The 21,217-nt window shown below is 46.0% G+C and carries 24 protein-coding genes and 1 other RNA gene; 18 read left to right on the forward strand and 7 right to left on the reverse strand.

The genetic code is table 11. The annotated features are described in order from the left end of the window. The first annotated feature begins 5 nt into the window (after positions 1-5). From EJO50_RS00735 to EJO50_RS00775, 9 genes are all read left to right on the forward strand, one after another. On the forward strand, positions 6-503 hold the full coding sequence (locus EJO50_RS00735) for a hypothetical protein (protein WP_125971114.1): 498 nt from the start codon (positions 6-8) through the stop codon (positions 501-503). Positions 504-872: 369 nt separating this feature from the next. Then, complete coding sequence (locus EJO50_RS00740) at positions 873-1,214, forward strand: hypothetical protein (protein WP_206434427.1); 342 nt, start codon at positions 873-875, stop codon at positions 1,212-1,214. 60 nt (positions 1,215-1,274) lie between these two features. Further along, positions 1,275-1,610, forward strand: coding sequence for a hypothetical protein (locus EJO50_RS00745; RefSeq protein ID WP_125971115.1), 336 nt, complete (start codon positions 1,275-1,277; stop codon positions 1,608-1,610). A 23-nt stretch (positions 1,611-1,633) separates the two neighbouring features. Next, positions 1,634-1,966 (forward strand): hypothetical protein, encoded by a 333-nt coding sequence (locus EJO50_RS00750; RefSeq protein WP_125971116.1) that lies wholly within the window; start codon positions 1,634-1,636, stop codon positions 1,964-1,966. A 123-nt stretch (positions 1,967-2,089) separates the two neighbouring features. Continuing rightward, positions 2,090-2,392, forward strand: a complete 303-nt coding sequence (locus EJO50_RS00755; RefSeq protein ID WP_125971117.1) for a hypothetical protein — start codon at positions 2,090-2,092, stop codon at positions 2,390-2,392. Positions 2,393-2,407: 15 nt separating this feature from the next. Continuing rightward, positions 2,408-2,761: a hypothetical protein gene (locus tag EJO50_RS00760; RefSeq protein WP_125971118.1), complete on the forward strand. Its 354-nt coding sequence runs from the start codon at positions 2,408-2,410 to the stop codon at positions 2,759-2,761. Continuing rightward, positions 2,762-3,136, forward strand: a complete 375-nt coding sequence (locus EJO50_RS00765) for a hypothetical protein (protein ID WP_125971119.1) — start codon at positions 2,762-2,764, stop codon at positions 3,134-3,136. 343 nt (positions 3,137-3,479) lie between these two features. Then, positions 3,480-4,567 (forward strand): IS3 family transposase gene (locus tag EJO50_RS00770; RefSeq protein WP_125971108.1). Its coding sequence is split into 2 segments (ribosomal slippage): positions 3,480-3,732 and positions 3,732-4,567, totalling 1,089 coding nucleotides; the frame shifts between segments, so codons are not numbered across the junction. Between the two features lie 9 nt (positions 4,568-4,576). Beyond that, complete coding sequence (locus EJO50_RS00775) at positions 4,577-5,608, forward strand: hypothetical protein (RefSeq protein ID WP_125971120.1); 1,032 nt, start codon at positions 4,577-4,579, stop codon at positions 5,606-5,608. Positions 5,609-6,018: 410 nt separating this feature from the next. Here the strand turns inward: EJO50_RS00775 and ssrA are convergent. From ssrA to EJO50_RS00815, 7 genes are all read right to left on the reverse strand, one after another. Further along, positions 6,019-6,383, reverse strand: a transfer-messenger RNA (tmRNA) gene (gene ssrA, locus EJO50_RS00780). Positions 6,384-6,697: 314 nt separating this feature from the next. Next, positions 6,698-7,351, reverse strand: coding sequence for an HAD family hydrolase (locus EJO50_RS00785; RefSeq protein ID WP_125971121.1), 654 nt, complete (start codon positions 7,349-7,351; stop codon positions 6,698-6,700). Positions 7,352-7,497: 146 nt separating this feature from the next. Then, positions 7,498-8,208 (reverse strand): bifunctional 2-polyprenyl-6-hydroxyphenol methylase/3-demethylubiquinol 3-O-methyltransferase UbiG, encoded by a 711-nt coding sequence (gene ubiG, locus EJO50_RS00795; protein ID WP_125971122.1) that lies wholly within the window; start codon positions 8,206-8,208, stop codon positions 7,498-7,500. Beyond that, positions 8,205-8,483: a hypothetical protein gene (locus tag EJO50_RS00800; protein ID WP_164521392.1), complete on the reverse strand. Its 279-nt coding sequence runs from the start codon at positions 8,481-8,483 to the stop codon at positions 8,205-8,207. Before EJO50_RS00800 ends, ubiG begins: the two co-directional genes overlap by 4 nt. A gap of 508 nt (positions 8,484-8,991) precedes the next feature. Then, positions 8,992-9,189, reverse strand: coding sequence for a hypothetical protein (locus tag EJO50_RS00805; RefSeq protein ID WP_125971124.1), 198 nt, complete (start codon positions 9,187-9,189; stop codon positions 8,992-8,994). Positions 9,190-9,400: 211 nt separating this feature from the next. Then, positions 9,401-9,892, reverse strand: coding sequence for a DUF7931 domain-containing protein (locus EJO50_RS00810; RefSeq protein ID WP_125971125.1), 492 nt, complete (start codon positions 9,890-9,892; stop codon positions 9,401-9,403). After that, on the reverse strand, positions 9,870-10,979 hold the full coding sequence (locus EJO50_RS00815) for a cupin domain-containing protein (protein WP_125971126.1): 1,110 nt from the start codon (positions 10,977-10,979) through the stop codon (positions 9,870-9,872). Before EJO50_RS00815 ends, EJO50_RS00810 begins: the two co-directional genes overlap by 23 nt. 50 nt (positions 10,980-11,029) lie before the next feature. Between EJO50_RS00815 and EJO50_RS00820 the strand changes: the two genes are divergently transcribed. From EJO50_RS00820 to EJO50_RS00860, 9 genes are all read left to right on the forward strand, one after another. Further along, positions 11,030-11,497: a peroxiredoxin gene (locus EJO50_RS00820; RefSeq protein ID WP_125971127.1), complete on the forward strand. Its 468-nt coding sequence runs from the start codon at positions 11,030-11,032 to the stop codon at positions 11,495-11,497. 4 nt (positions 11,498-11,501) lie between these two features. Next, on the forward strand, positions 11,502-11,981 hold the full coding sequence (locus EJO50_RS00825) for an FKBP-type peptidyl-prolyl cis-trans isomerase (protein ID WP_125971128.1): 480 nt from the start codon (positions 11,502-11,504) through the stop codon (positions 11,979-11,981). A 512-nt stretch (positions 11,982-12,493) separates the two neighbouring features. Continuing rightward, entirely contained in the window at positions 12,494-15,352 is a 2,859-nt protein-coding gene (locus EJO50_RS00830) for a ribonucleoside-diphosphate reductase subunit alpha (protein WP_125971129.1), read from the forward strand. A 462-nt stretch (positions 15,353-15,814) separates the two neighbouring features. Then, positions 15,815-16,843, forward strand: coding sequence for an adenosine deaminase (locus EJO50_RS00835; RefSeq protein ID WP_125971130.1), 1,029 nt, complete (start codon positions 15,815-15,817; stop codon positions 16,841-16,843). Further along, on the forward strand, positions 16,840-17,394 hold the full coding sequence (locus EJO50_RS00840; RefSeq protein WP_125971131.1) for a hypothetical protein: 555 nt from the start codon (positions 16,840-16,842) through the stop codon (positions 17,392-17,394). Before EJO50_RS00835 ends, EJO50_RS00840 begins: the two co-directional genes overlap by 4 nt. 8 nt (positions 17,395-17,402) lie before the next feature. Continuing rightward, positions 17,403-17,957 (forward strand): hypothetical protein, encoded by a 555-nt coding sequence (locus EJO50_RS00845; protein WP_125971132.1) that lies wholly within the window; start codon positions 17,403-17,405, stop codon positions 17,955-17,957. Positions 17,958-17,986: 29 nt separating this feature from the next. Further along, the gene (locus EJO50_RS00850) at positions 17,987-19,069 is read left to right on the forward strand and encodes a ribonucleotide-diphosphate reductase subunit beta (protein ID WP_125971133.1); all 1,083 of its coding nucleotides are present in this window, start codon (positions 17,987-17,989) and stop codon (positions 19,067-19,069) included. A 64-nt stretch (positions 19,070-19,133) separates the two neighbouring features. After that, positions 19,134-19,562: a P-loop NTPase family protein gene (locus tag EJO50_RS00855; RefSeq protein ID WP_125971134.1), complete on the forward strand. Its 429-nt coding sequence runs from the start codon at positions 19,134-19,136 to the stop codon at positions 19,560-19,562. An 8-nt stretch (positions 19,563-19,570) separates the two neighbouring features. Then, positions 19,571-20,488 (forward strand): hypothetical protein, encoded by a 918-nt coding sequence (locus EJO50_RS00860; protein WP_125971135.1) that lies wholly within the window; start codon positions 19,571-19,573, stop codon positions 20,486-20,488. Positions 20,489-21,217 lie beyond the last annotated feature (729 nt).

Consider the following 21,217-nt stretch of genomic DNA (forward strand, 5'->3'; position numbering starts at 1 on the left):
CTGTCATGGGTAAACAAGTAAATTTTTATCTAACACCGTCTGATTTTCTTGGTGTAAAAACGCTAATTGATACAATTGAACCATGCTTTATTTTGCACAGCAGGTCTAAATCGAATGAGCCATTGATTGTTGATGATTTCGCAGTGAGGGATGGTGAGGATGATTGGCTTTTTTATTATTTGGTGCGGCAATGTGACATCCTTGACGTTAAAATGAGAGCTGTACCTAGTCAAGGGTATTGGGTTATTGATGAAACACACTCACCAGTTATTGAATTAAATAAATGCTTTTTTAATGAAAATACATTAGGGCGAGGGCGAATTTATTTTAATGAGAAATACTACAACGACAACTCTGTTTTAATTCAAAAGCCTGACGCTTTCAAAATATGGGCGAATGCTATATTGCGCCATGTCAGGAAAAAACTAATAAGGAAGGATGACTTTTATTGGGGTGAAGAAGCCAGTCTATTATCAAATGCTTCTCGATGTAAAATAAGATAATTTAAAAGTGAGTTAAAAAAATGAAACCGTGGTCAGACCACGGTTAATTGGGGTAATTGGGGCGATTATTTTTTTATTAACTGATAATAACTGGGGTCATAACTGGGGTCAGAGTAAATTTAAATTCATTGCCTTTGACATCATAAAAATGGGACAGCGAATGCTTAAGTTATTCCTAGGTGGAATTTTGGAACAGACCACGGTTAATAGGGTTAATTATTTTATTTTAACTGTGGTCTGGCCCCAATTCTGCTACAGATCTGAATACTCCGACTTGTAATGCACTACCTGCCTATAACGCTGTCCCTGCACCATATTATGTGATGTTGGTGAACTAAATATATGATATTAAAATCAAGTGGATTAAAAATGTTACTCCCTAATTTTTTAAAGGTTGTATTGGCTTTGTTTATGTTTGGTTTTTTTTCATTGACCTATGCAGGAACCCAAAAAGGCACTGTAGCAGCTATTACTAAACGATCAACTGATGGACTTCTTTATTTTACTTTGAATGGCCCTGCCACAGGCAAGCCAGCCTGTGCTTCATGGCCATATTGGATGATTAAAGATGAGAATTCAATGTCTGGAATGCAGCAATTGGCATTGATATTAATGGCCAAAAAATCAGCCAGTGTTGTCACTGTACATGGCACCGGTACATGCGAGCGCTGGGGGGATGGTGAAGATGTATATAGTATTGTTTTTGAGTGAGTGGGTTGTTTAAAAGTGAGTTAAAAAATAATTCATATTTAATTTACAGGTGCTTTCGTTTTGAAAATTATTCTTTTGTTTTTTGTTTTTATCAGCTCTTCACTAAGTATTGCGGAAATTCAAACTGGAAAAATTACGGGGTATATCCCCTATGAGGCACCTGGTAAGCAGGTGCTTATTTTTAAAATCCAGGGAAGTGCGCCAAGTGGTTGTAATACGACAGGGCGGCTTGCTATTGATAGTACATCATTAAAATTTAAAGCCACACAGGCTGCAGTAATGAGTGCATTTCATTCGCAATCCGATGTCACTGTACTTATTCCACAATTAACGTGTAATGCATGGTCAAATTCATGGGATGTTGAAGCTGTTTGTGTTGGGCTTATCCCTTGCTAATTAAATTAATATTCAGGATCTGATTGATGAAATTTAGCATAGCATTTTGTTTTTTATTTGCAGCATGTTTTGCCAGTGCCGCTCCTGGGCAATGGATGCCTGAAGCACGGTTGATTGAGAATATTATTGTTGAAGGGGATGTGGGAGGGAAAGCGTTGATTGTTATTCAGGGTGGCGTTCCTGCTGATTACATTCCTGCTGGCTGTAATTCTCCATACAATACCCTTGATTTAAGCATATCAAAAGGCAGGGCTCAGCTTGCAATTGCATTAACTGCGTATTCAACCGCCAGACCAGTTAAATTGGCTTTGCAGTGTATTGGCGAAAGGCCATTAATTACTCATATTATGCTTTGATGGTTTTTGTATTTTCTTAATAGAATTATTTAATATTTCTTTTATTATGTTTTATGCTATTTAAGCAGCTGTGCTAAAGGAGCAATTGTGTATTTGTCATTTTTTATAAGGTGTTGTGTTTTTTTGAGTATTGCACTACAAGCAAACACCCTTTGTGCAGCTTATTTCCCAAATAAATCTATTTCGTTGATTAGAAGTGATGCACGGCCATGTACGCTATTTATGCTGGAAGGGGTTACTTCGGCAGATACGGCAACATCTGGGTCTCCTTGGTTTGCTTTGAAAAAATCTCATCCAGCATATAAGGAAAATTTAACTTTACTAATGAGTGCAAAGCTAACTAATAAAACAGTACATATCACAACAAGCGATGCCATGGTGGCAGAGTGCGGGCATATAGAAGCTGTTGTTGTAGAACTTATATAACCAGAGAAATAAAAAATGAAATTTAAATTAATTTTTTCATCCATGCTTTGTTCATATCTGGTATTTGCTCCTGTGTTTGCACAGCAGCAAATGGCTGATAATGTGACCATTAATTCTGTATCGGTGAATGGCGGGTTGGATAGTCCTAATCAGGGTACAACATGTGTGACAGTATCAGCCGGGGCGCATATGTGTCCGGCTGGATATGTAGCTATTCCAAATAACAATAAACAACTGATTGCTGCTGCACTTGCTGCAAAAGCAAACGGAAGTAAAGTGTGGTTATATTTTGAAGATGCCTCAGTTTCTTATCATTGCCCCGGCAGAGTATTTACACCTTGCGGTGTAAACAGCATTGAGGTTAAGTAAATGATGGCTGTAATTTATAAGATGGTTTTTTGTGGTTTGGTAGTATTTTTTTTGACGATATCAATGAATGCAGATGCTGCGGGAGGATTCCAAACGGGTCTTTCAATTAAAAAAATAAGAGTGGTTGGGGATTTTCAAGGGGAAATGTATGATAACTCTATTGAACTTTGGGTCTCTCCTAATTTAAACCTGCCAAGCCACTTGAAATGCACTTCACCAATGATTGTATATATTGATGCTAAGAATAAACATCTTATAGCCGCAGCGTACCTTGCGTTTTCAATGAGTAAGAAAATTGATATTTACGTTGATGATGTATTACCAATCAGGGGTATGTCGTGTGAAGTGTCCTACTTGGATATATCTGATCAATAGATATTGATAGTTTTTAGAGTGGGCTTTTCTCTTTATGGCTCACTCTGAAGTAGAAATAATTTCAAAGAATCAATGGGTCTATTGCGCTATAGATCCCCATACCAAGCTACATCGGCCATAAAATGCAGTATATGCAGGATCGTCAGTGATTCTAAGATAAACGGGTTGCTTTGTGCTTTGTGCAAGTAATAGTAGTGAGTAAAGGCGTTTATCTGTATCTGTGCTTTTTAAAGTTGTGATGTATGTATTATTACAATTAAGGCCTTGCGGTACAACGGTAATCCCCCCACAAAACCAGCTCATTTTTAAGTAGAATTTTCTCGCAGTCTTTGAGGAGCTCTACATGAAAGCAGCACGTTATTCCGACAGCCAGATTATGGCGATTTTAAAGCAAGCTGAAGCCGGTTCGACCGTTCCTGATCTATGCCGAGAGCACGGTATGAGTTCTGCCTCTTTCTACAAGTGGCGTGCTAAATTTGGCGGCATGGACGTTTCCATGATGACGCGAATGAAAGAGCTTGAAGATGAAAATCGGCGTCTCAAAAAAATGTACATAGAGGCACAGATGCAAGCCGACGTCATCAAGGAAGCCATGTCAAAAAAGTGGTGAAGCCATCTCAGCGTCGCGAGATGGCTCACTGGGCCGTTGAAACCAAGGCATTGTCTATTCGTGCGGCTTGCGCCAGCTTTTCAATTAGCACGACTTGCTATCGCTATATTCGTAAGTTGGATGTCGAAAACACCAAAATCGCCGATTCTCTGGTTCAGCTCACAGAGGAACACAAAAACTGGGGCTTCGGTCTCTGCTTTTTGCATCTGCGCAATGTCAAGAAAAAGCACTGGAACCATAAACGTGTTTACCGCATTTATTGCGATTTAGAATTAAATCTGCGAATTAAACCAAAAAAACGTTTAGATCGTGAAACGCCAGAGCCATTAGCAGTGCCTGAGGCAAAAAATGAAACTTGGTCGATGGATTTTATGCACGATCAATTAGCCGATGGACGTAGTATTCGCTTATTTAACGTGATTGATGATTTTAATCGTGAAGGATTAGGTATTGAGGTCGATTTCTCTTTGCCTGCAGAGCGAGTAGTACGCAGCCTGAATCAAATTATTGAATGGCGCGGTAAACCCAAACGAATCAGGTCTGATAATGGCCCTGAATACATTAGTCACATATTAAAGAATTGGGCAGAACAACAATCGATTGAATTGGCCTATATCCAGCCCGGCAACCCGCAGCAGAATGCGTATATTGAACGCTATAATCGCACTGTTCGATATGAATGGCTGGCTTGTGATGATTTTGAAAGTATTGCGGAAGTACAAGAAATCGCAACGCAATGGCTTTGGAGTTACAATAACGAACGCCCACATATGGGATTGGGTGGCATCACCCCGAAACAGAAACTGGCATTACATGCCTAGCCTCTACTTTTGAGTGAGCTTAAAAATGGGGGGATTACCTCTGTTTCTTTGCAAGGTCTGAGTATAGCTTTGGTTGAAGTCCTTAAAATCACAGAGACTCAAGCAAAAGAGTTAATTGCTTACTTTACATTCGATGGCAACAATAACAAACAGACACTTTGGCAGCGACCGCTTCTTAAACAAGGGGATGGATTATTACTGGTCTGGTTACCTTTGATTGGCTCCCATCCGATGCACCTTATCGCAGAATGGGCAAAAGAGGCTAAACACCTGGAAGTGATTAATAATAAGCGAGGTCTGGGATTTGAGGTGGAGGTCGCTACAGTATTGTCGGCGGCTATTCAACAGAGTTCATTTTGCGAGGACGCGTTTGTATTCAGGTCACGTATTGAAATGCCTGATCGAAAAATTGGTGATATTGATGTCATTTTGATTTTAGGGGATACGGCTTTCGTGCTGGAATGCCGCAATTTGATGCATCCAGCGACACCTCATGAGTTTTGGAGTGTTGCTTATGAGTTGAATGAAAAAATCGATCAGGTAGTTCGAAAGCGTAATTATCTGTTTGATAACCCAGCTATTCTCTCTGGCTTGATTGCAGAAAGTCCCTTTTCTCAAGTTAATCGAAAAATTAACAAGGTCGTGGGAGTAGTGGTTTCAAACTCCTATTTGTTTGAAGGAGTCAGCGATGTTGAGCCCTATTTTGTTCATGTGGATACCCTTTTCAATACTATTTTGACAGGGGGGCCATTGTTTGGGGATATGGGTGATGATGGGCGAGAAATTACACTTCATGTTGATTACTTTAAGCCTAATGTCCCACCAAGCGAAACGTTAATTCGTGCAATTGCCAAGCCAGCAAAAGCTGAATTTTATCGGCAGTGCATTAACAGAATGGATTTCCCTATTCCAGCGGTCGACCAAACGGAGCCCTATGGTATTTTTAGTAAATGGGTGTTTACTCCACCTGAAACAGGTGCTCTCCGCTCTATGTTGAATAAGTGCTCATTTGCGAGCGATATCGTCACCAAGTTTGAATGATTAACTGATGATATAGCTTGTTAAAAATAGCCAGATCAGCTGGCTATTTTTACACCTTAATAATGATTTTTTTATTGGGCCGGTTGGATAATCGTAGGACTGCCTAGGCAATCACTTCATTAAACACTCTCTAAAGCACGGACTCGCCATAAATAGAGAAATGCCCTGAAAGCCCCGCCGTAGCTAGATAGCAATAACTGTTCCATGTGAAAAATAATGCTGCCCGCTTCCGTACTCGGGTTTTAAAGAGCAGGAGAGAAATGGAGAGCATTGGCTATTTTGAGAGCAGAGTATTTTTTAAAAACGGAAGGAAAAGGGGAGTGCGGGACGGAAGCCTTGCTGCATAAGGCTTGTAACGGCGGGCTTAGAAAGGAAAAAACCCCTACTGAGAACAGTAGGGGTTCGTGTACTGGTGGAGCCGGCGGGAGTCGAACCCGCGTCCGGAAGCACTCTATAGTGAGTTCTACATACTTAGTCATGTCATTTGGTTTTAATTCCCGACCACGCCGACCGACAGGCTTGGAGAGAACGAGTTACCTTGGATTTAACTTCTGCCCAAGTAACCCGAGCAAAAGCGATCCCATCTTAATGACTCTGCGTATCGTTTTTAGGCGACCTACCCGATGGGCCCTGTAGTGCAGAGTCTAGCGCGATTAAGCGGCTAGAGCGTAGTTATTGTCGTTTGCGACTATATAAATTCAGTGTTTTACGGGAATCTGAGACCCCGGTATGCCCTCATCCACTTCGCAACCCCCGTCGAAACCATGGCGGCCCCAATGAAGATCTCTGATTATACGCGTAAGGCCACGCTTGCACAACGATAGCCTTTGTATGTGCTGGCTTCCGGTGAAGCTTGCTGGCGGTGATGGCTTGATTTGTTAGCGATAACAAAGGCTTATGCGGGCTGTGTGGGAGAGAGTGTTTTGCGCTGCTTGGGTGATTATTTCTGTAGAAGCTGCGCTAAATCCCCCTCAGTCCTCCTTTTTCAAAGGGGGAGGCAAGGTCAAACGCCTTCAAAAAATGACTTACCTTTAATTTTGCCTGTTCCAGGGTCGGGCCAGGCTAGTTTGCCAGAGCGGGTTGCAGATTTTAGCCTGGCAGGTGCTGAAGTAGATCCAGCGGGTGGGCGATGCGGTGGTCGGCACCCCATTCCTGAGGTTTGTCGTGACCGCTGATATAGCCGTAATCGGCCAGCACGGTGCGCATGCCTACTTTGCGGCCAGCTTCAATATCGCGTTCTGCATCGCCTACATAGATGCAGTTGGCCGGGTCAACGCCCAGCCGGGCGGCGGCAAAATACATGGGTTTGGCGTCAGGCTTGGCCACGCCTACGGTATCCCCTGAAACCACGACGCCGGGGCGGCTTGGAAAGGGGAGTTGTGCGATCAGCGGGTCGGTATAGCGGGCAGGTTTATTGGTGACAATGCCCCATTGCAGGCCGCGGGTGGCAATTTTTTCGATCAGGGCATGAATGCCTTCAAACAGGGCGGTTTCTTCACAGAGGCTGGCTTCATACAGCGCCAGAAAACGCTCACGTAGCGCAGCAAACTGCTCGTCTTCTGGGATAACACCAAAGCCCAGCTCGATCAGGCCGCGCGCGCCGTGGGATGCCAGCGGGCGGATGGCGGAGTAAGGCTGCGGCTTGCGGCCTTCTTCGGCAAGCAGGCGGTTGAGCGCTGCACCTAAATCAGGTGCGGTGTCAGCAAGCGTGCCGTCAAGATCGAATAAGACTGCGCTAATCATACTGTTTTCCTTTTGATGATATTGGACTGTTGCTCCGCTGCACAAATATCAGGTGCGGTGTCAGCCAGCGTGCCGTCAAGATCGAACAGGACTGCGGTAATCATGGTGTTTTCCTTGTGAGTTTTAAGTGGATAGTCTGTCTTGATTTAAGGGGCTTTCCTTGTGGCAATCAGGTAGTTCACGGCTGCATCGTCATCCAGCTTATAGATTTTGGTGAGCGGGTTATAGCTCAGGCCGCTGAGCGATATGGTTTCGACTTCTGCATTGCGGGTCATGCGGGCGAGCTCAGATGGCTTGATAAATTTGGCGTAGTCGTGCGTGCCGCGCGGCAGCATGCCCAGTACATATTCAGCGCCCACTACAGCCAGCAGATAGCTTTTAGCATTGCGGTTGAGGGTAGAAAAGAATACCCAGCCACCTGGTTTAACGAGGCGTGCGCAGGCGGCGACTACGCTCGCCGGGCTTGGCACGTGTTCAAGCATTTCCATGCAGGTGACGATGTCGTAGCTTTCTGGCACTTCTGTAGCCAGCTGCTCCACCGGCACACAGCGGTAATCGACTTCCAGTTTGGATTCAAATAAATGCAGTTTGGCTACTTTTAGCGATTTTTCTGCCAGATCAATGCCGGTAACCTGTGCGCCCTGGCGGGCCAGGCCTTCGGCCAGAATGCCGCCGCCGCAGCCTACATCGAGGATTTTTTTGCCAGCCAGCCCAATGTGCTTTTGCATAAAGTCGATGCGCAGCGGATTGATCTCGTGCAGGGGTTTGAATTCGCTTTCGGTATCCCACCATTTATGGGCGAGTGCGGAGAATTTGGCGATCTCGGAAGGGTCGACATTAATAGGTGCTTCAGTCATTTGGTTTCCTTGGTCTTAGATAATGCACTGCCGGGCATTTTGCTGGTATAGGGTTGCTGCCCTTTTTGATCAATACAACCGCCAAATATGGCGGGTTCGCGGGCAATCTGCTGCATAACATAATGCGTGATAGAGAGTTGTAACAAAGGCTGGATAGGGGCGACTGATGAATCGATGGCAATTGGATTTAGGTGGTTGCCTGTATTAATGGGGCCCATTTTATCATTGAGACGCATCCCTTTGGCACCGTTTATGGTGAAGATCGTGCTATCCAAAATAAAATTGTCGCTGCTACAGATCCGGCGAGCCAGCACAGCGGTGGCAGCTAGCTTAGCAGGGGTCAGTCACCTGCAGCCCACATGCCATTTCAGAGCGGTGTATTGAGCAGGGGGATGCATGGTTTCGGTGTTTTTTATTGCCGGATCAGTACTGTATTAGTCTGATCATCGATGATAGTTGTGCGATTAATGATGTTTGCATGGATAGTTAACATTTGGGCCTGGCTTTAACCGAGATTAGCCGGAAGGGGAGGCAATTACTTATATGAAATTGCCTAGATGATCGAAAAAAATAGATATGTATTTATTTAAATAGCATCGGGGTAAGGGCTGGGCAGTCTTGTGCTTTGATTGTAAAAGGAGAATTAATTTAATTAAAACATTTTAATGTTGGGCGAATAGTTTTATTTTTGTCTTTTTTTGAAAACTGATTACTCGTTAAGATAGGAAAAACAAAAAAGCCGACCCTGCGGTCGGCTTTTTTTAAAACGATACTGCTTGCAAATTACTTAGCAGCAGAAGCTTCGGAAGCAACTACTTCGGAAGCAACAGGAGCTGCTTCAACAACAGCAGATGCCGCTTCAACAACAGCAGATGCTGCTTCAACAACAGCTGATGCTGCTTCAATAGGAGCTTCATCTTTCTTGCCGCAAGCAGACAGGGCAACGGCGATCAGAGCAGCAACTAGCAGGGACTTTTTCATTATGAACTTACCTTTGACAGAGACGAATGGGACGAACGAAATTAAATAGGTGCAATCAACCGTGGATCGATGCTGAAAAACTGCAATCATTCAGTGACCGACCGACAGCGCAAATAATATCACGTTTTATTTGAAAGAACAGTCCAACACATTATGAATACCGTTATTTAGGCAAAAATTCTGCAACGCCGTGTAACAAGATGTTAAATACCTAGATACACAGGCGTTGCCATTCATTACTTGGGTTCGATTGCTCCCAAAGAGCATTAAATTGCTGTTGCAGTGTCGCAACAATATAAGGTTCTGTTGTGATTTCTCCGCGTGGCCAATCAAAATGATGACGATGCAATAAACAGGCTTTATCCACCAGGATAAAGCCTTCTTTCCAGTTGGAGCAGGATTCATGAGCAAGCCGCAATTCAATTTTTGACGGAAATTTTTCTGTCAATTGTAAAAATTGCGGACATCGCTGACTAAGGTATTGAGTGTCAAATGCAATCAGGCGTAAACGTCCTGCCGGTTGGGTGGTGAAAAACGCCCATAAGGCATCAAAAACAAGCTTACTGCCCAGGTCATAGTGTGAAAAGTTGTGCTCACAAAGCAATAATTCGTGTTGCGCAGACGCCAATAATTGCGCCACGGCGGCTGGATAAGCCGCGTAGGTATCAAAAATCCGGGCTTCAGGAAAGCTGCAGGTAGCCATATTCGTAGCATTCATAAAGAATTGTGATCAGGCTTTCCGGGTAATCAGCTGCGGGCAGCTTGCGCTGATTGGCCAGCTCTTGTAGCCAGGGTAGTGCTTCAGGTTCAAATTCAAGCGCTTCACCGTTGGCGTAAACGCGGTCTGATTCATAAAGCACCAATGCTTTAGCATCTATCCGGATGCCGTTTTCTGCCACTGCTGCGGCAAACTCATCAAAACCGAGTGGATCATCGGGCTGATCATAAAATACATGGGGCTTAGGCTCGGTGAAATAACTGCCTACAAAACGCCGGATAGTTTCGTCATTCCAGGTAATGTTTTTCAGCATTTCACCAATTTGCCCAACAAACTCCTTATCTATCTCTGCAGGCGTTCTGGTCGCTTGGCGATGAGGGTCACTATACATTCCCTCAAGACACATTTCGTCTTGCAGAAACTCTAAGAATTTACCGGCTATTTCCTGGGTTTTTGGCGCTCTGAAGCCGATGGAGTACGTCATTCCCGGCTCTATCGCTACGCCGTAATGAGCGTACATTGGTGGCAGATACAGCATGTCCCCGTGCTCGAGCACCCATTCTTGCTCGGGGTTAAAATCTTTTAATACCCGGATGGGGGCGTCTTCAATAAAGCCGCTGGCGTCATCGCTTGAGATTTGCCAGCGTTTTTTTCCACTTACCTGTAATAAGAATACATCGTAAGAATCATAGTGCGGCCCAACTGTTCCACCGGGTGGTGCGTAAGAAATCATCAGATCATCCAGCCTGGTGTAAGGTAGGAAATTAAACTGATAAAGTAAATCCTCAGTATGCGGAACCAGATGATTTACATTGCCGACTAATACGGTCCAGTCTGTTTCCGGAAGACGGGAAAATCGTGATGCTCTGAAAGGGCCGGATTCGGCTTTCCAGCGGCCATCTTTATATTCAATCAGCCTTGATTCCACATCGCGCTGTTGTGCCAGCTCCGTGAGACGGGCGTAGTCGATCAGCTCGGGAAAGTTGCTCCAGGCATTACGGATTAATAATGGTTTTTTTTGCCAGTAATCTTTTAAAAATTCTTCTGGACTGAGTCCGCCTAAAAGTTGCATTTTTTGCTCTATAACAGAATGGATTACAGCAATTATCGCATGGAGAACGCATGCTGAACGTTGGAGATAGAGCACCTGATTTTATTTTGTCCGATGCTCAGATGGAAAATGTGCAATTAGCACAGTTTCGTGGTAAGTCTCACCTCGTGTTGTACTTCTTTAATAAGGATCATACGCCCGGTGGAATTCTTGAGGCCGTTGAATTTAGCGACCGCTTCGCAGTATTTCGGCAATATGACACAGTTATTCTTGGTGTCAGCATGGATGATTGCTTGTCGCACGAGCAATTTCGAGACGAGCAGGGCATAGAATTCAATTTACTTGCCGATATTGATTGCAAAGTAAGTCGTCTCTATCACGCTCTGCATGAGTGGGAGGCACATGGCGTGGTAAGATACGGCATAGACCGTTCCACGTTTGTAATCGATAAGGACGGCGTGATCCGCCATGCGTTTTATCACGTTGTCCCGAAGGGCCATGCGGCGGAAATTCTTAAACTCGTGAAACAGCTAGGGTGAACCCATGCAAATTGCAAAAAATACCGTTGTAACCTTACATTATGAAATGTTCGATGCCTCAGGCAAGCAAATTGACAAAACTGAAGAGCCGATTGCTTACCTGCACGGAGGTTACGACAATGTCCTGCCTCTGGTAGAAGAAGCACTTGAAGGCAAAAACGTGGGTGATAGCATTGATGTCATCATGGAAGCAGAAGACGCTTTCGGTGAACATGATGCAGATTTAGTACGTGAAGAAGAAAAAACTTCGTTTCCGATGGATGTTGAAGCCGGCATGATGTTTGAAGCCGATGATCCTGAAACCGGCGAAGTATTGTTGTTCCGTGTTACTGAAATCGAAGGCAACCGCGTTGTAGTCGATGCCAATCACCCATTTGCCGGCATGACGATTCGTTTTGTTGGTACCGTTTCGGATGTACGTGAAGCGACAGAAGAAGAGCTTGAGCACGGTCACGTGCACGGCGAGCATGGCCATCATCACTAAGATGATTTTGGTTTGATTAAGGAAAAAGCGGGCTTAGGTCCGCTTTTTTTGCGCCAGCTGCCAGGGCTGATTGTTTTAAACAAGATGATGGGCATTACCTTGTACTGTATCGGCGGCGTGATTTTTTGCTCTGGCTCCAGCTGTTCAAACAGCAGCGTGATCGTTTATTAGGCAATTTTTATTTGTGGTGGCATGTGGGGCGCAGCTGCCAGATACGTGTTGTTTTTATCGCTGCATATTGGGTGATTTGTGTTTTTTTTGGTTTTTTCATTTTGCGGCTGTAATGCTCAAACCGCGTAAATACTCAGCTTGGCCAAAGCTACTATTTTTTGTGTTTTCCTTGCTGCTTTTCTTGTTCATCCTCTGCTTGCCACATTCCCCGAAAGACACTAGTATTTGTGTTAACTCTTCTTGTTGAACACTACATATAGTGTTTCTCCACAAGAAATCCACAGAATTATCCACAGCGAGACGTGCCCACTTAGTCGCACGCGCAACTCAATGAGAGCCCTATGACCGATAGCGTTAACACTGCTTTGCACCATAGCAGTTATGCCGATTATAAAACCATTCGCCGCGATGGGTCGGTGGTGCCTTTTGCGCCAAATAAAATAACCGTTGCAGTGACCAAAACGTTTATCGCCGTGCTCGGCAGTGATGCCGCTGCTAGTGCTGCTGTGCGCCAGAAAGCCATTCAGTTGACTGAATCCGTTGTATCCGCGCTGATGCGTCGTAAGCCCGAAGGCGGCGCGATTCATATTGAAGATATCCAGGATCAGGTCGAGCTGGCGCTGATGCGTGCCGGCGAGCACGATGTGGCCCGTGCCTATGTTTTATACCGTGAAGAGCGCAGCAAAGAGCGTCATTCCCGCTTTGAGCCTGAGCATCATCACGAAATCAATGTGCTGTACCCGAATGGCAGCAGCCGCCCGCTCGATTTAGCGCAATTAAAAGCGCTGATCGCTTCTTGCTGCAAAGGCCTGGAGGCCACGACCGATCAGGCCGCCATGCTGGCTGAAACCTTAAAAAATGTTTACGACGGCGTACCGGCAGAAGAAGTTCGCCGCGCACTGATTATGTCGTCGCGTCAGCTGATTGAAAAAGACCCTGCGTATAGCTTTGTAACAGCACGCTTACTGCTGAACAATCTGCGCTCTGAAGTCTTGGGTAAAGAAGTGAGCCATGAAGAAATGGCGCCTAAATATGCCGATTACTTCCCGCAATTTATCAAACGCGGTATCGATGCCGAGCTCTTGGGTGAAAACCTCGCCCAGTACGATTTAGCCAAGCTGGGCGCGGCGCTGGATCATAACCGCGATTACCAGTTCGGCTACCTTGGCCTGCAAACCCTGTACGATCGTTATTTTCTGCATATCGAAGACACCCGCATCGAGCTGCCACAAAGCTTCTTTATGCGCGTAGCCATGGGCTTGGCGATGAATGAAATCAACCGCGAAGAGCGCGCGATCGAGTTCTACAACGTATTGTCTAGTTTCGATTTTATGAGTTCGACCCCAACGCTGTTTAATGCCGGCAGCCGTCGCAGCCAGCTTTCCAGCTGCTACCTCTCTACCGTTTCTGACGATTTGGAAGGCATTTACGAAGCGCTGAAAGAAAACGCGCTCTTGTCTAAATATGCCGGCGGTTTGGGTAACGACTGGACGCCGGTGCGATCCCTCGGCAGCCATATCAAGGGCACCAACGGCAAGTCTCAAGGGATTGTGCCTTTCTTAAAAGTAGTCAACGACACTGCCGTAGCAGTTAATCAGGGCGGCAAGCGTAAGGGTGCGGTATGTGCTTACCTTGAAACCTGGCACGCAGATATCGAAGAATTCCTGGAAATGCGTAAGAACACCGGGGATGACCGCCGCCGCACGCATGATATGAATACGGCCAACTGGATTCCTGATCTATTTATGAAGCGCGTGATGCAAGGCGGCGAGTGGACATTATTCAGCCCGTCCGAAGCGCCTGATCTGCACGATAAGTTTGGCCAAGATTTTGAAAAAGCCTATGTAGCCTACGAAGCGAAAGCCGCGCGTGGCGAAATGAAAACTGCCAAGAAGATTGCTGCGCTGGGCCTGTGGCGCAAGATGCTTTCCATGCTGTTTGAAACCGGCCACCCGTGGATGACCTTCAAAGATCCTTGCAATATTCGCAGCCCGCAGCAACACGTAGGCGTGGTGCACAGCTCGAATCTATGTACAGAAATCACCCTGAACACTAACGAGAACGAAATTGCGGTATGTAATCTGGGTTCGGTGAATCTGGTTAACCATATTAAAAATGGCGAGCTCGATACCAATAAACTGGCACGCACCATCAAAACAGCAATGCGCATGCTGGATAACGTGATCGACATTAACTTCTACCCGGTGCGTAAAGCGCGTGAATCCAATCTGAAGCATCGTCCGGTAGGTATGGGCATTATGGGCTTTCAGGATTGCTTGCATATGCTGCGCCTGCCTTATGGCTCGGATGAGGCAGTTGAGTTTGCCGATGTTTCGATGGAAACCGTGGCTTACCACGCTTACTGGGCGTCCACCGAGCTTGCGCAAGAGCGCGGCACTTACCCAAGCTATAAGGGCAGCTTGTGGGATCGCGGTGTATTGCCACAGGATTCGATTAAATTACTGGCACAAGAGCGCGGTGGCTATCTGGAAATGAATACCGGCTCCAGCCTGGATTGGACCCAGCTGCGCGAGCGCGTTCGTGTGCATGGTATGCGTAATTCAAACTGCCTGGCGATTGCGCCAACCGCCACCATTGCCAACATCATCGGTGTATCGGCGTGTATCGAGCCAACGTACCAAAACTTGTTTGTGAAATCGAACCTGTCGGGTGAGTTCACCGTGGTGAATGAATACCTGGTGCGCGATCTGAAAGAGCGTGGTCTGTGGGATGAAGTGATGATCTCTGATCTGAAATTCTTTGACGGCTCGGTATCTAAAGTAGAGCGCATCCCGCAAGACCTGCGTGATCTCTACGCCACAGCATTTGAAGTGGATCCAAGCTGGCTGGTTGAATGCGCATCGCGCCGCCAGAAGTGGATCGATCAGGGCCAGTCGCTCAACCTGTATCTGGCTGGTGCATCGGGCAAAAAGCTGGATGAGTTGTACAAACTGGCGTGGCTGCGTGGCCTGAAAACCACCTACTACCTGCGCACCATGGCCGCTACCGCAGCAGAAAAATCCACCGGCAGCGGTGGCGAGTTGAATGCCGTGCCAGTGAATGGCGGCTACAGCAGCACAGCAGCCGTTGCAGGCAGCACCGCAGCAGAGCCAGTGATGGCCGCAATCGACGCAGCATTACCTGCAACCGATATGAAATTCTGCTCGATTGATAATCCTGAGTGCGAGAGCTGCCAGTAAGATTTTGTTTCATCTGAATAAGCGCTAATTCCAGAACCACAGAGAACACGGAGAGCACAGAGCCCCACAGATAAATAGTGGGTATCGTGATCTCGGTATTTCTGGTTTTATTGCGTGATTGAATTTATAGATTGGCAGGGTTTTGCTCAGCAATCCTAAGCTTGATGGGATGTGTTTTTCAAGTTTACCCGTAGTTTAAATAAATTTTGCTATCGCTGTACTGGGCTATGAATTTCTGTGAAAACACGCCGAGTGGGGAACAAGCGGGGCGGGGGAGTGGTCAATTGCTGTTTGAGCGAAGCAAGTTGACGCGGCGCCGCTGTCCGCAACAATGGGATTTTGTGTTTTAGAGATCGCCTTCTTTGCGTATTAGGATTTCTGGCAAAGCAAAAATCAAATACTTTGCGGGGGATTCCCGCAGCAAAATTACCGTGCCGCAGGCACATAAACCTTGAGAGTCAAATGACCGAAGCCCTACACCCTGTCGATCAACTGATCCTCGCCTTACCTAAAACCGAGCTGCATCTGCATATCGAAGGCACTTTAGAGCCTGAAATGATGTTCGAGCTGGCGCAAAAAAATGGCATTACTCTGCCTTACGCCAATGTTGAAGAAGTTCGTGCTGCGTATTCCTTTGATAATCTGCAATCGTTTTTAGATTTGTACTATGCCGGTGCCAGCGTGCTGGTGACCGAAGAAGATTTCTACGATCTGACCTGGGCCTATTGCGAGCGCGCTTATAGTGACCATATTGTGCATATCGAGATCTTTTTTGATCCGCAAACGCATACCGCGCGCGGTATTGATATTGGCACGGTGATTTTTGGCATTACCCGCGCCCTGCAAGATGCCACTGATAAACTGGGCATTAGCTCCAGGCTGATTCTGTGTTTTTTGCGTCATTTATCCGAAGCCGATGGTCAGGCTACTCTGGAAGCAGCGCTGCCTTACCTCGCGCAAATCGATGGCGTGGGCTTAGATTCCAGCGAGCTGGGCCATCCGCCTGCCAAATTTCAGAAACTATTCAAACGCTGCCGCGATCTGGGCCTGCCTGCCGTGGCCCATGCCGGTGAAGAAGGCCCTGCCTCCTATATCACCGAGGCCCTGGATCTTTTGGGCGCTGCGCGTATTGATCATGGTGTGCGCTGCACCGATGATGCCGCCTTAGTGGTGCGCCTTGCCACCGAGCGTATTCCACTAACGGTTTGCCCGCTCTCCAATTTAAAGCTCTGCGTGGTGGACGATTTAGCCAAACATAATCTGCGTAATTTGTTGGCAGCAGGCCTGTGCGCCATGGTGAATTCGGATGATCCGGCGTATTTTGGTGGCTATCTTAATGCTAATTTACTTGCTTGCCGTGCCGCGCTGGATTTATCTGCCAGCGAGGTCATCCAATTGATTAATCACAGTTTTGAGGCCTCCTGGCTACCGGATGCAGACAAAGCGCGCTGGCGTGCCGAAGTTTTACGTATTGCCTGTATCGCCAAATGAGCATGCTTAGCCGATGTTTGCAAGCTGTAGCCGGGATTGCCAGTGCCTTGGTGGCGGCATGCAGCTCACAGCCCGCTATGCAAATTGAAAACGGCCGACTTATTCCTCCCTCAGGGCATGGTTATGTGGTGCTGTCTTTAAGCTTGCAATCTTTGTCATCAGATCAGGCGCAATTACAAGTGGTATTGGCCGGGGCAGACAGCAAGCACAGCCTGCGCGCCGATATCAGCCGCGATGTGATCAGCGGGCCAGATACCGAAACACGCGGGCGCTTATGGGTTTTACCGCTGGCGGCGGGTAACTACACGGTGAGTGAAGCGTGGGGAGAATGGGCGGTAAAAGGATCGAACGGCAGGGGTGCTCAGCCGCACTTTAAAATAGCGCGGCCGTTTCAAATTGCCGCTGGTGAAGTGCTGTACCTGGGCGAGATCAACGCCCAGCTTAATTTTGCCCCGGCCCTGAGTTATAGCGATCAGACGCCGCGTGATTTTTATCAACTGAAACAGTGGGGCGTGCAGGATATCAGCAGCATTAATACCCGCTTATTGTGAGGTGGCCCATGTTTAAAAGTTTAATTCTCAGCTGCGTTTTATTTTTAAGCGCCTGTGCCAGCGTACCTGTGGCCGTGATGCAAGGCCGGTTAGCCCCTCCGGTGGGGCAGGGCTATGTTGTCGTGGCCCTAACGCTTAACTCCTTTGATCAGGATGGTGCAAATGCATGGCTGCGTTTGGAAGGCTCGCAAGGGCGTGCCGATTTAAACGCCAGTATTTTGCACGACACGATCACTGCGCCCAATAAAAATGCTACCGGCAAGCTGCACATACTAAGCCTGCCGCCTGGTCAGTACACTGCAGTAAGTGCAGTAGGCTATTGGAGATACACCGCTGCAGGCTGGCCGCAGCAAAGGCATGAACAATTGCCGATCGGGCAAAGTTTTGAAGTCAAGGCTGGTGAAGTCATCTACCTGGGTGAAGTGCATCTGGCGCTGAATTTTCAATCCAGTCTGATTATCAGCGATCAGCACGAACGTGATTTTTACGCGCTGGGCCAGCAGTACGGCATCAGCGACACCAGCAATATTAAAACTCGCTTACTCAGCAACCCGGTTCGGTAAGCCTCAACATCAGTAAGACAGGACTTGAAATGCTTAACTTTGACGATGAAATCAGCAGCCCGGCTACCGAAATCAATCTGGATGCCGCTACCGCGAAACGCGTAAAAGCCTCAGACAAGCGCGTGATTAATGGCACCACCGACGTGAATCAGCTGGTGCCGTTCCAGCATAAATGGGCATGGGAAAAATACCTGGCGCAGTGTGCAAACCACTGGATGCCGCAAGAAGTAAACATGCAGCGCGATATTGAACTCTGGAAAAGCCCGAACGGCCTGACTGATGACGAGCGCCGTCTGGTTAAACGCAATCTGGGTTTCTTTGTTACCGCTGACAGCCTGGCTGCCAACAACATCGTTTTGGGTACATACCGCCAGATCACTTCGCCAGAATGCCGTCAGTTTTTACTGCGCCAGGCTTTCGACGAAGCCATCCATACCCATGCTTATCAATACATCGTTGAATCTTTGGGTTTGGACGAGGGTGAAGTCTTCAACGCCTACAACGAAGTGGCCTCGATCCGTGATAAAGATGAATTTCTGATTCCTTTTATCAATATCCTGACCGACCCAAGCTTTAAAACCGGCACGCTGGAAACAGATCAGCAATTGCTGCGCTCCATCATCGTGTTCGCCTGCATTATGGAAGGGCTGTTCTTCTATGTGGGCTTTGTGCAAATTCTGGCGCTGGGCCGTCAGAACAAAATGACCGGTGCCGCCGAGCAATACCAATACATCCTGCGCGATGAATCCATGCACTGCAATTTTGGTATTGATCTGATCAACACCATCAAAATGGAAAACCCACAGCTGTGGACCGAAGAATTCAAGGCCGAAATTTATGGCCTATTCAAGCGCGGTGTAGAGCTGGAATACGCCTACGCAGAAGACACCATGCCCCGCGGCGTGCTGGGCCTCAATGCTTCGCAATTCAAAGAATATTTACGTTTTATCGCCAACCGCCGTTTGCAACAAATCGGCCTGGAGCCGATGTTCCCGGGCGTGACTAATCCATTCCCATGGATGAGCGAGATGATTGATTTGAAGAAAGAGAAGAATTTCTTTGAGACTAGGGTTACTGAGTATCAGACTGGTGGGGCTTTGAGCTGGGATTAGTTTTTTTTTATTTAAAAGGTTGCCATACAGGCAACCTTTTTTATTGATTATTAGAAGGTAATTAATGAAAAATAAATTAATGGATGTTTTTACCCCGACTAGACCTGCTCGATTGACATTCGTTGATCGTTTGAAAGTGAACGACCGGATTGTTCGTGCATTACAAATGCCAGGTATGCAGGTTGTGATCTATGGGTACTCTGGATCAGGAAAAACCACTCTTATTGAAAAAAAATTATTTGAAGTATATGAAAAGCATATTCGTACTAATTGTATGAAAGATATGACTTTTGATCAGGTGGTTCTTGATGCTTTCGATCAATTAGGTGATTTTTATTGCGAAAAAATTACCGATCTTAGCAAGAAAAAAATTGATGCAGCTATTCATGCATCTTATTTAGGTATTAAGGCAATTATTGGAGGGAGTGTTGAGTTAAATGATGGTCAAGAGTTTAAAAGGATCCTACCTCCTCAACTTACCCCCAGAGTTTAGCTAGATTTATGGGGGCTGCAGGCTATTGTTGGGTTTTAGAAGATTTTCATAAAGTGGCAGAGGAGCATAAAGAGAGTTTGGCCCAAATGATGAAAGTTTTCATGGATGTGTCAGATAAGTATGAAAATTTAAAAATTGTAGCTATTGGGGCTGTTAATACAGCAAGAGAAATAGTTAGGTATGACCGTGAAATGCGGAGGCGAGTGTCTGAAATTCATGTTGAGCTAATGAGTGATGCAGAAATTGAAGAAATTATTGCAAAAGGGGAAATAAACCTTAATGTTAAATTTAGTGAACGTGTGAAATCGGATATTGTTCATTATTCAAATGGATTGGCGGCAATATGTCATCGGTTATGCTATATTCTTTGCGATATAGAGCAAATATATGAAACATTAGATGATGCTCCTTATGAGATTGACGATATTTCTCCTGCTGTTGAAGAGTATTTAAAAGAAGAGTCGGATACTATCAAATGCTCGCTTGATAAAGCATTAAAAGCAAAAGGTGCAGAAGATGTTTTAAGGGTAATTTCAAGCAACGGTCGAGAAGGTATGACTATTGAAATTATTCATGATAAATTGTTAGAATTGTCTGTAAAAATTAAAACCGATAAATTATTGGCTGTTTTGAATGATTTGGTTTTAGAGAAATATGGTGAAATTATTAAATTAGATTTGGATTCTGGCCGGTATGCATTTTCTGATCCATTTCTACACAGTTTTTCTAGAGTTTTTTTTGAAGAGAAGGATAATAGAGAGTCAAGTTCTCGCTTGAGTGAAAGGGAAATGATTTCTTTGTTAAATACTGCAATGAGGGCAATGATTGCAAGGAGTAAATCACTAGGTGTTGATAGCCATAGTGGTGATGCAGATAGTCAGAGTGAAGATGATCTACGAACTAATACTGAAGCAGATAGTAGATAGCTTAGCTCGGTAGGTTGGGCATGTTTTATCGGCACAACGTGTAATGGTCAATAGGCCGCTTTGCTGAATAAATCGCTTAAGTTGGCCTGTTTTCTTTGAAATATAGTGAATTGATGGTGTGTTTGATTTTTGGTTTTTTAGTGCCTTCGGCACGTTGATTTTGGAGCGGTAGCCACCGTGGGGGCGTTCTTTTCTTGAACGGCCAAGAAAAGAACCAAAAGAAGGCCGCCCCGACCAGCACGAAATCCCCTCACTGCGGATAATCGGCTCGGCAACAAAGGCTGCGCGCTCGCTGCCTCGCTACCCCTTTGCCGAAACCCCGAGCCGCTTATTCCTCGCTTCGGCGTGCTTCAAGGGGAGACTCAAGCCCCGTGCGATGCGTTGTGATATTGATTGGCTGGTTTTGATTATTATCTGAAGCTAAAGCTAAAATTAGAATTAAATTAAATATAAATTGTTAAATTCTGTCTTTTTTTTGCGATACTATTATTTATTTATTTATTTATTTATTGTTTTGTATTGTTAGCAATTTGATTTATTAATTATTTCAAAAATCGTCGCACGGGGCTTAAGTTTCCCCTTGAAGCACGCCGAGGCGAGGAACAAGCGGGCGGGGTTTCGGCGAGGACTGTCTGAGCGAAGCGAGTTCCGCAGCCGCCGCTCGATAGTCCGCAGACGAGGGGTCTTCGTGCTTCGTGGGGCGGCCTTCTTTTGGTTCTTTTCTTAGCC

Origin of the sequence: Iodobacter ciconiae (genome assembly GCF_003952345.1) — a bacterium.
Classification (GTDB): Bacteria; Pseudomonadota; Gammaproteobacteria; order Burkholderiales; family Chitinibacteraceae; genus Iodobacter; species Iodobacter ciconiae.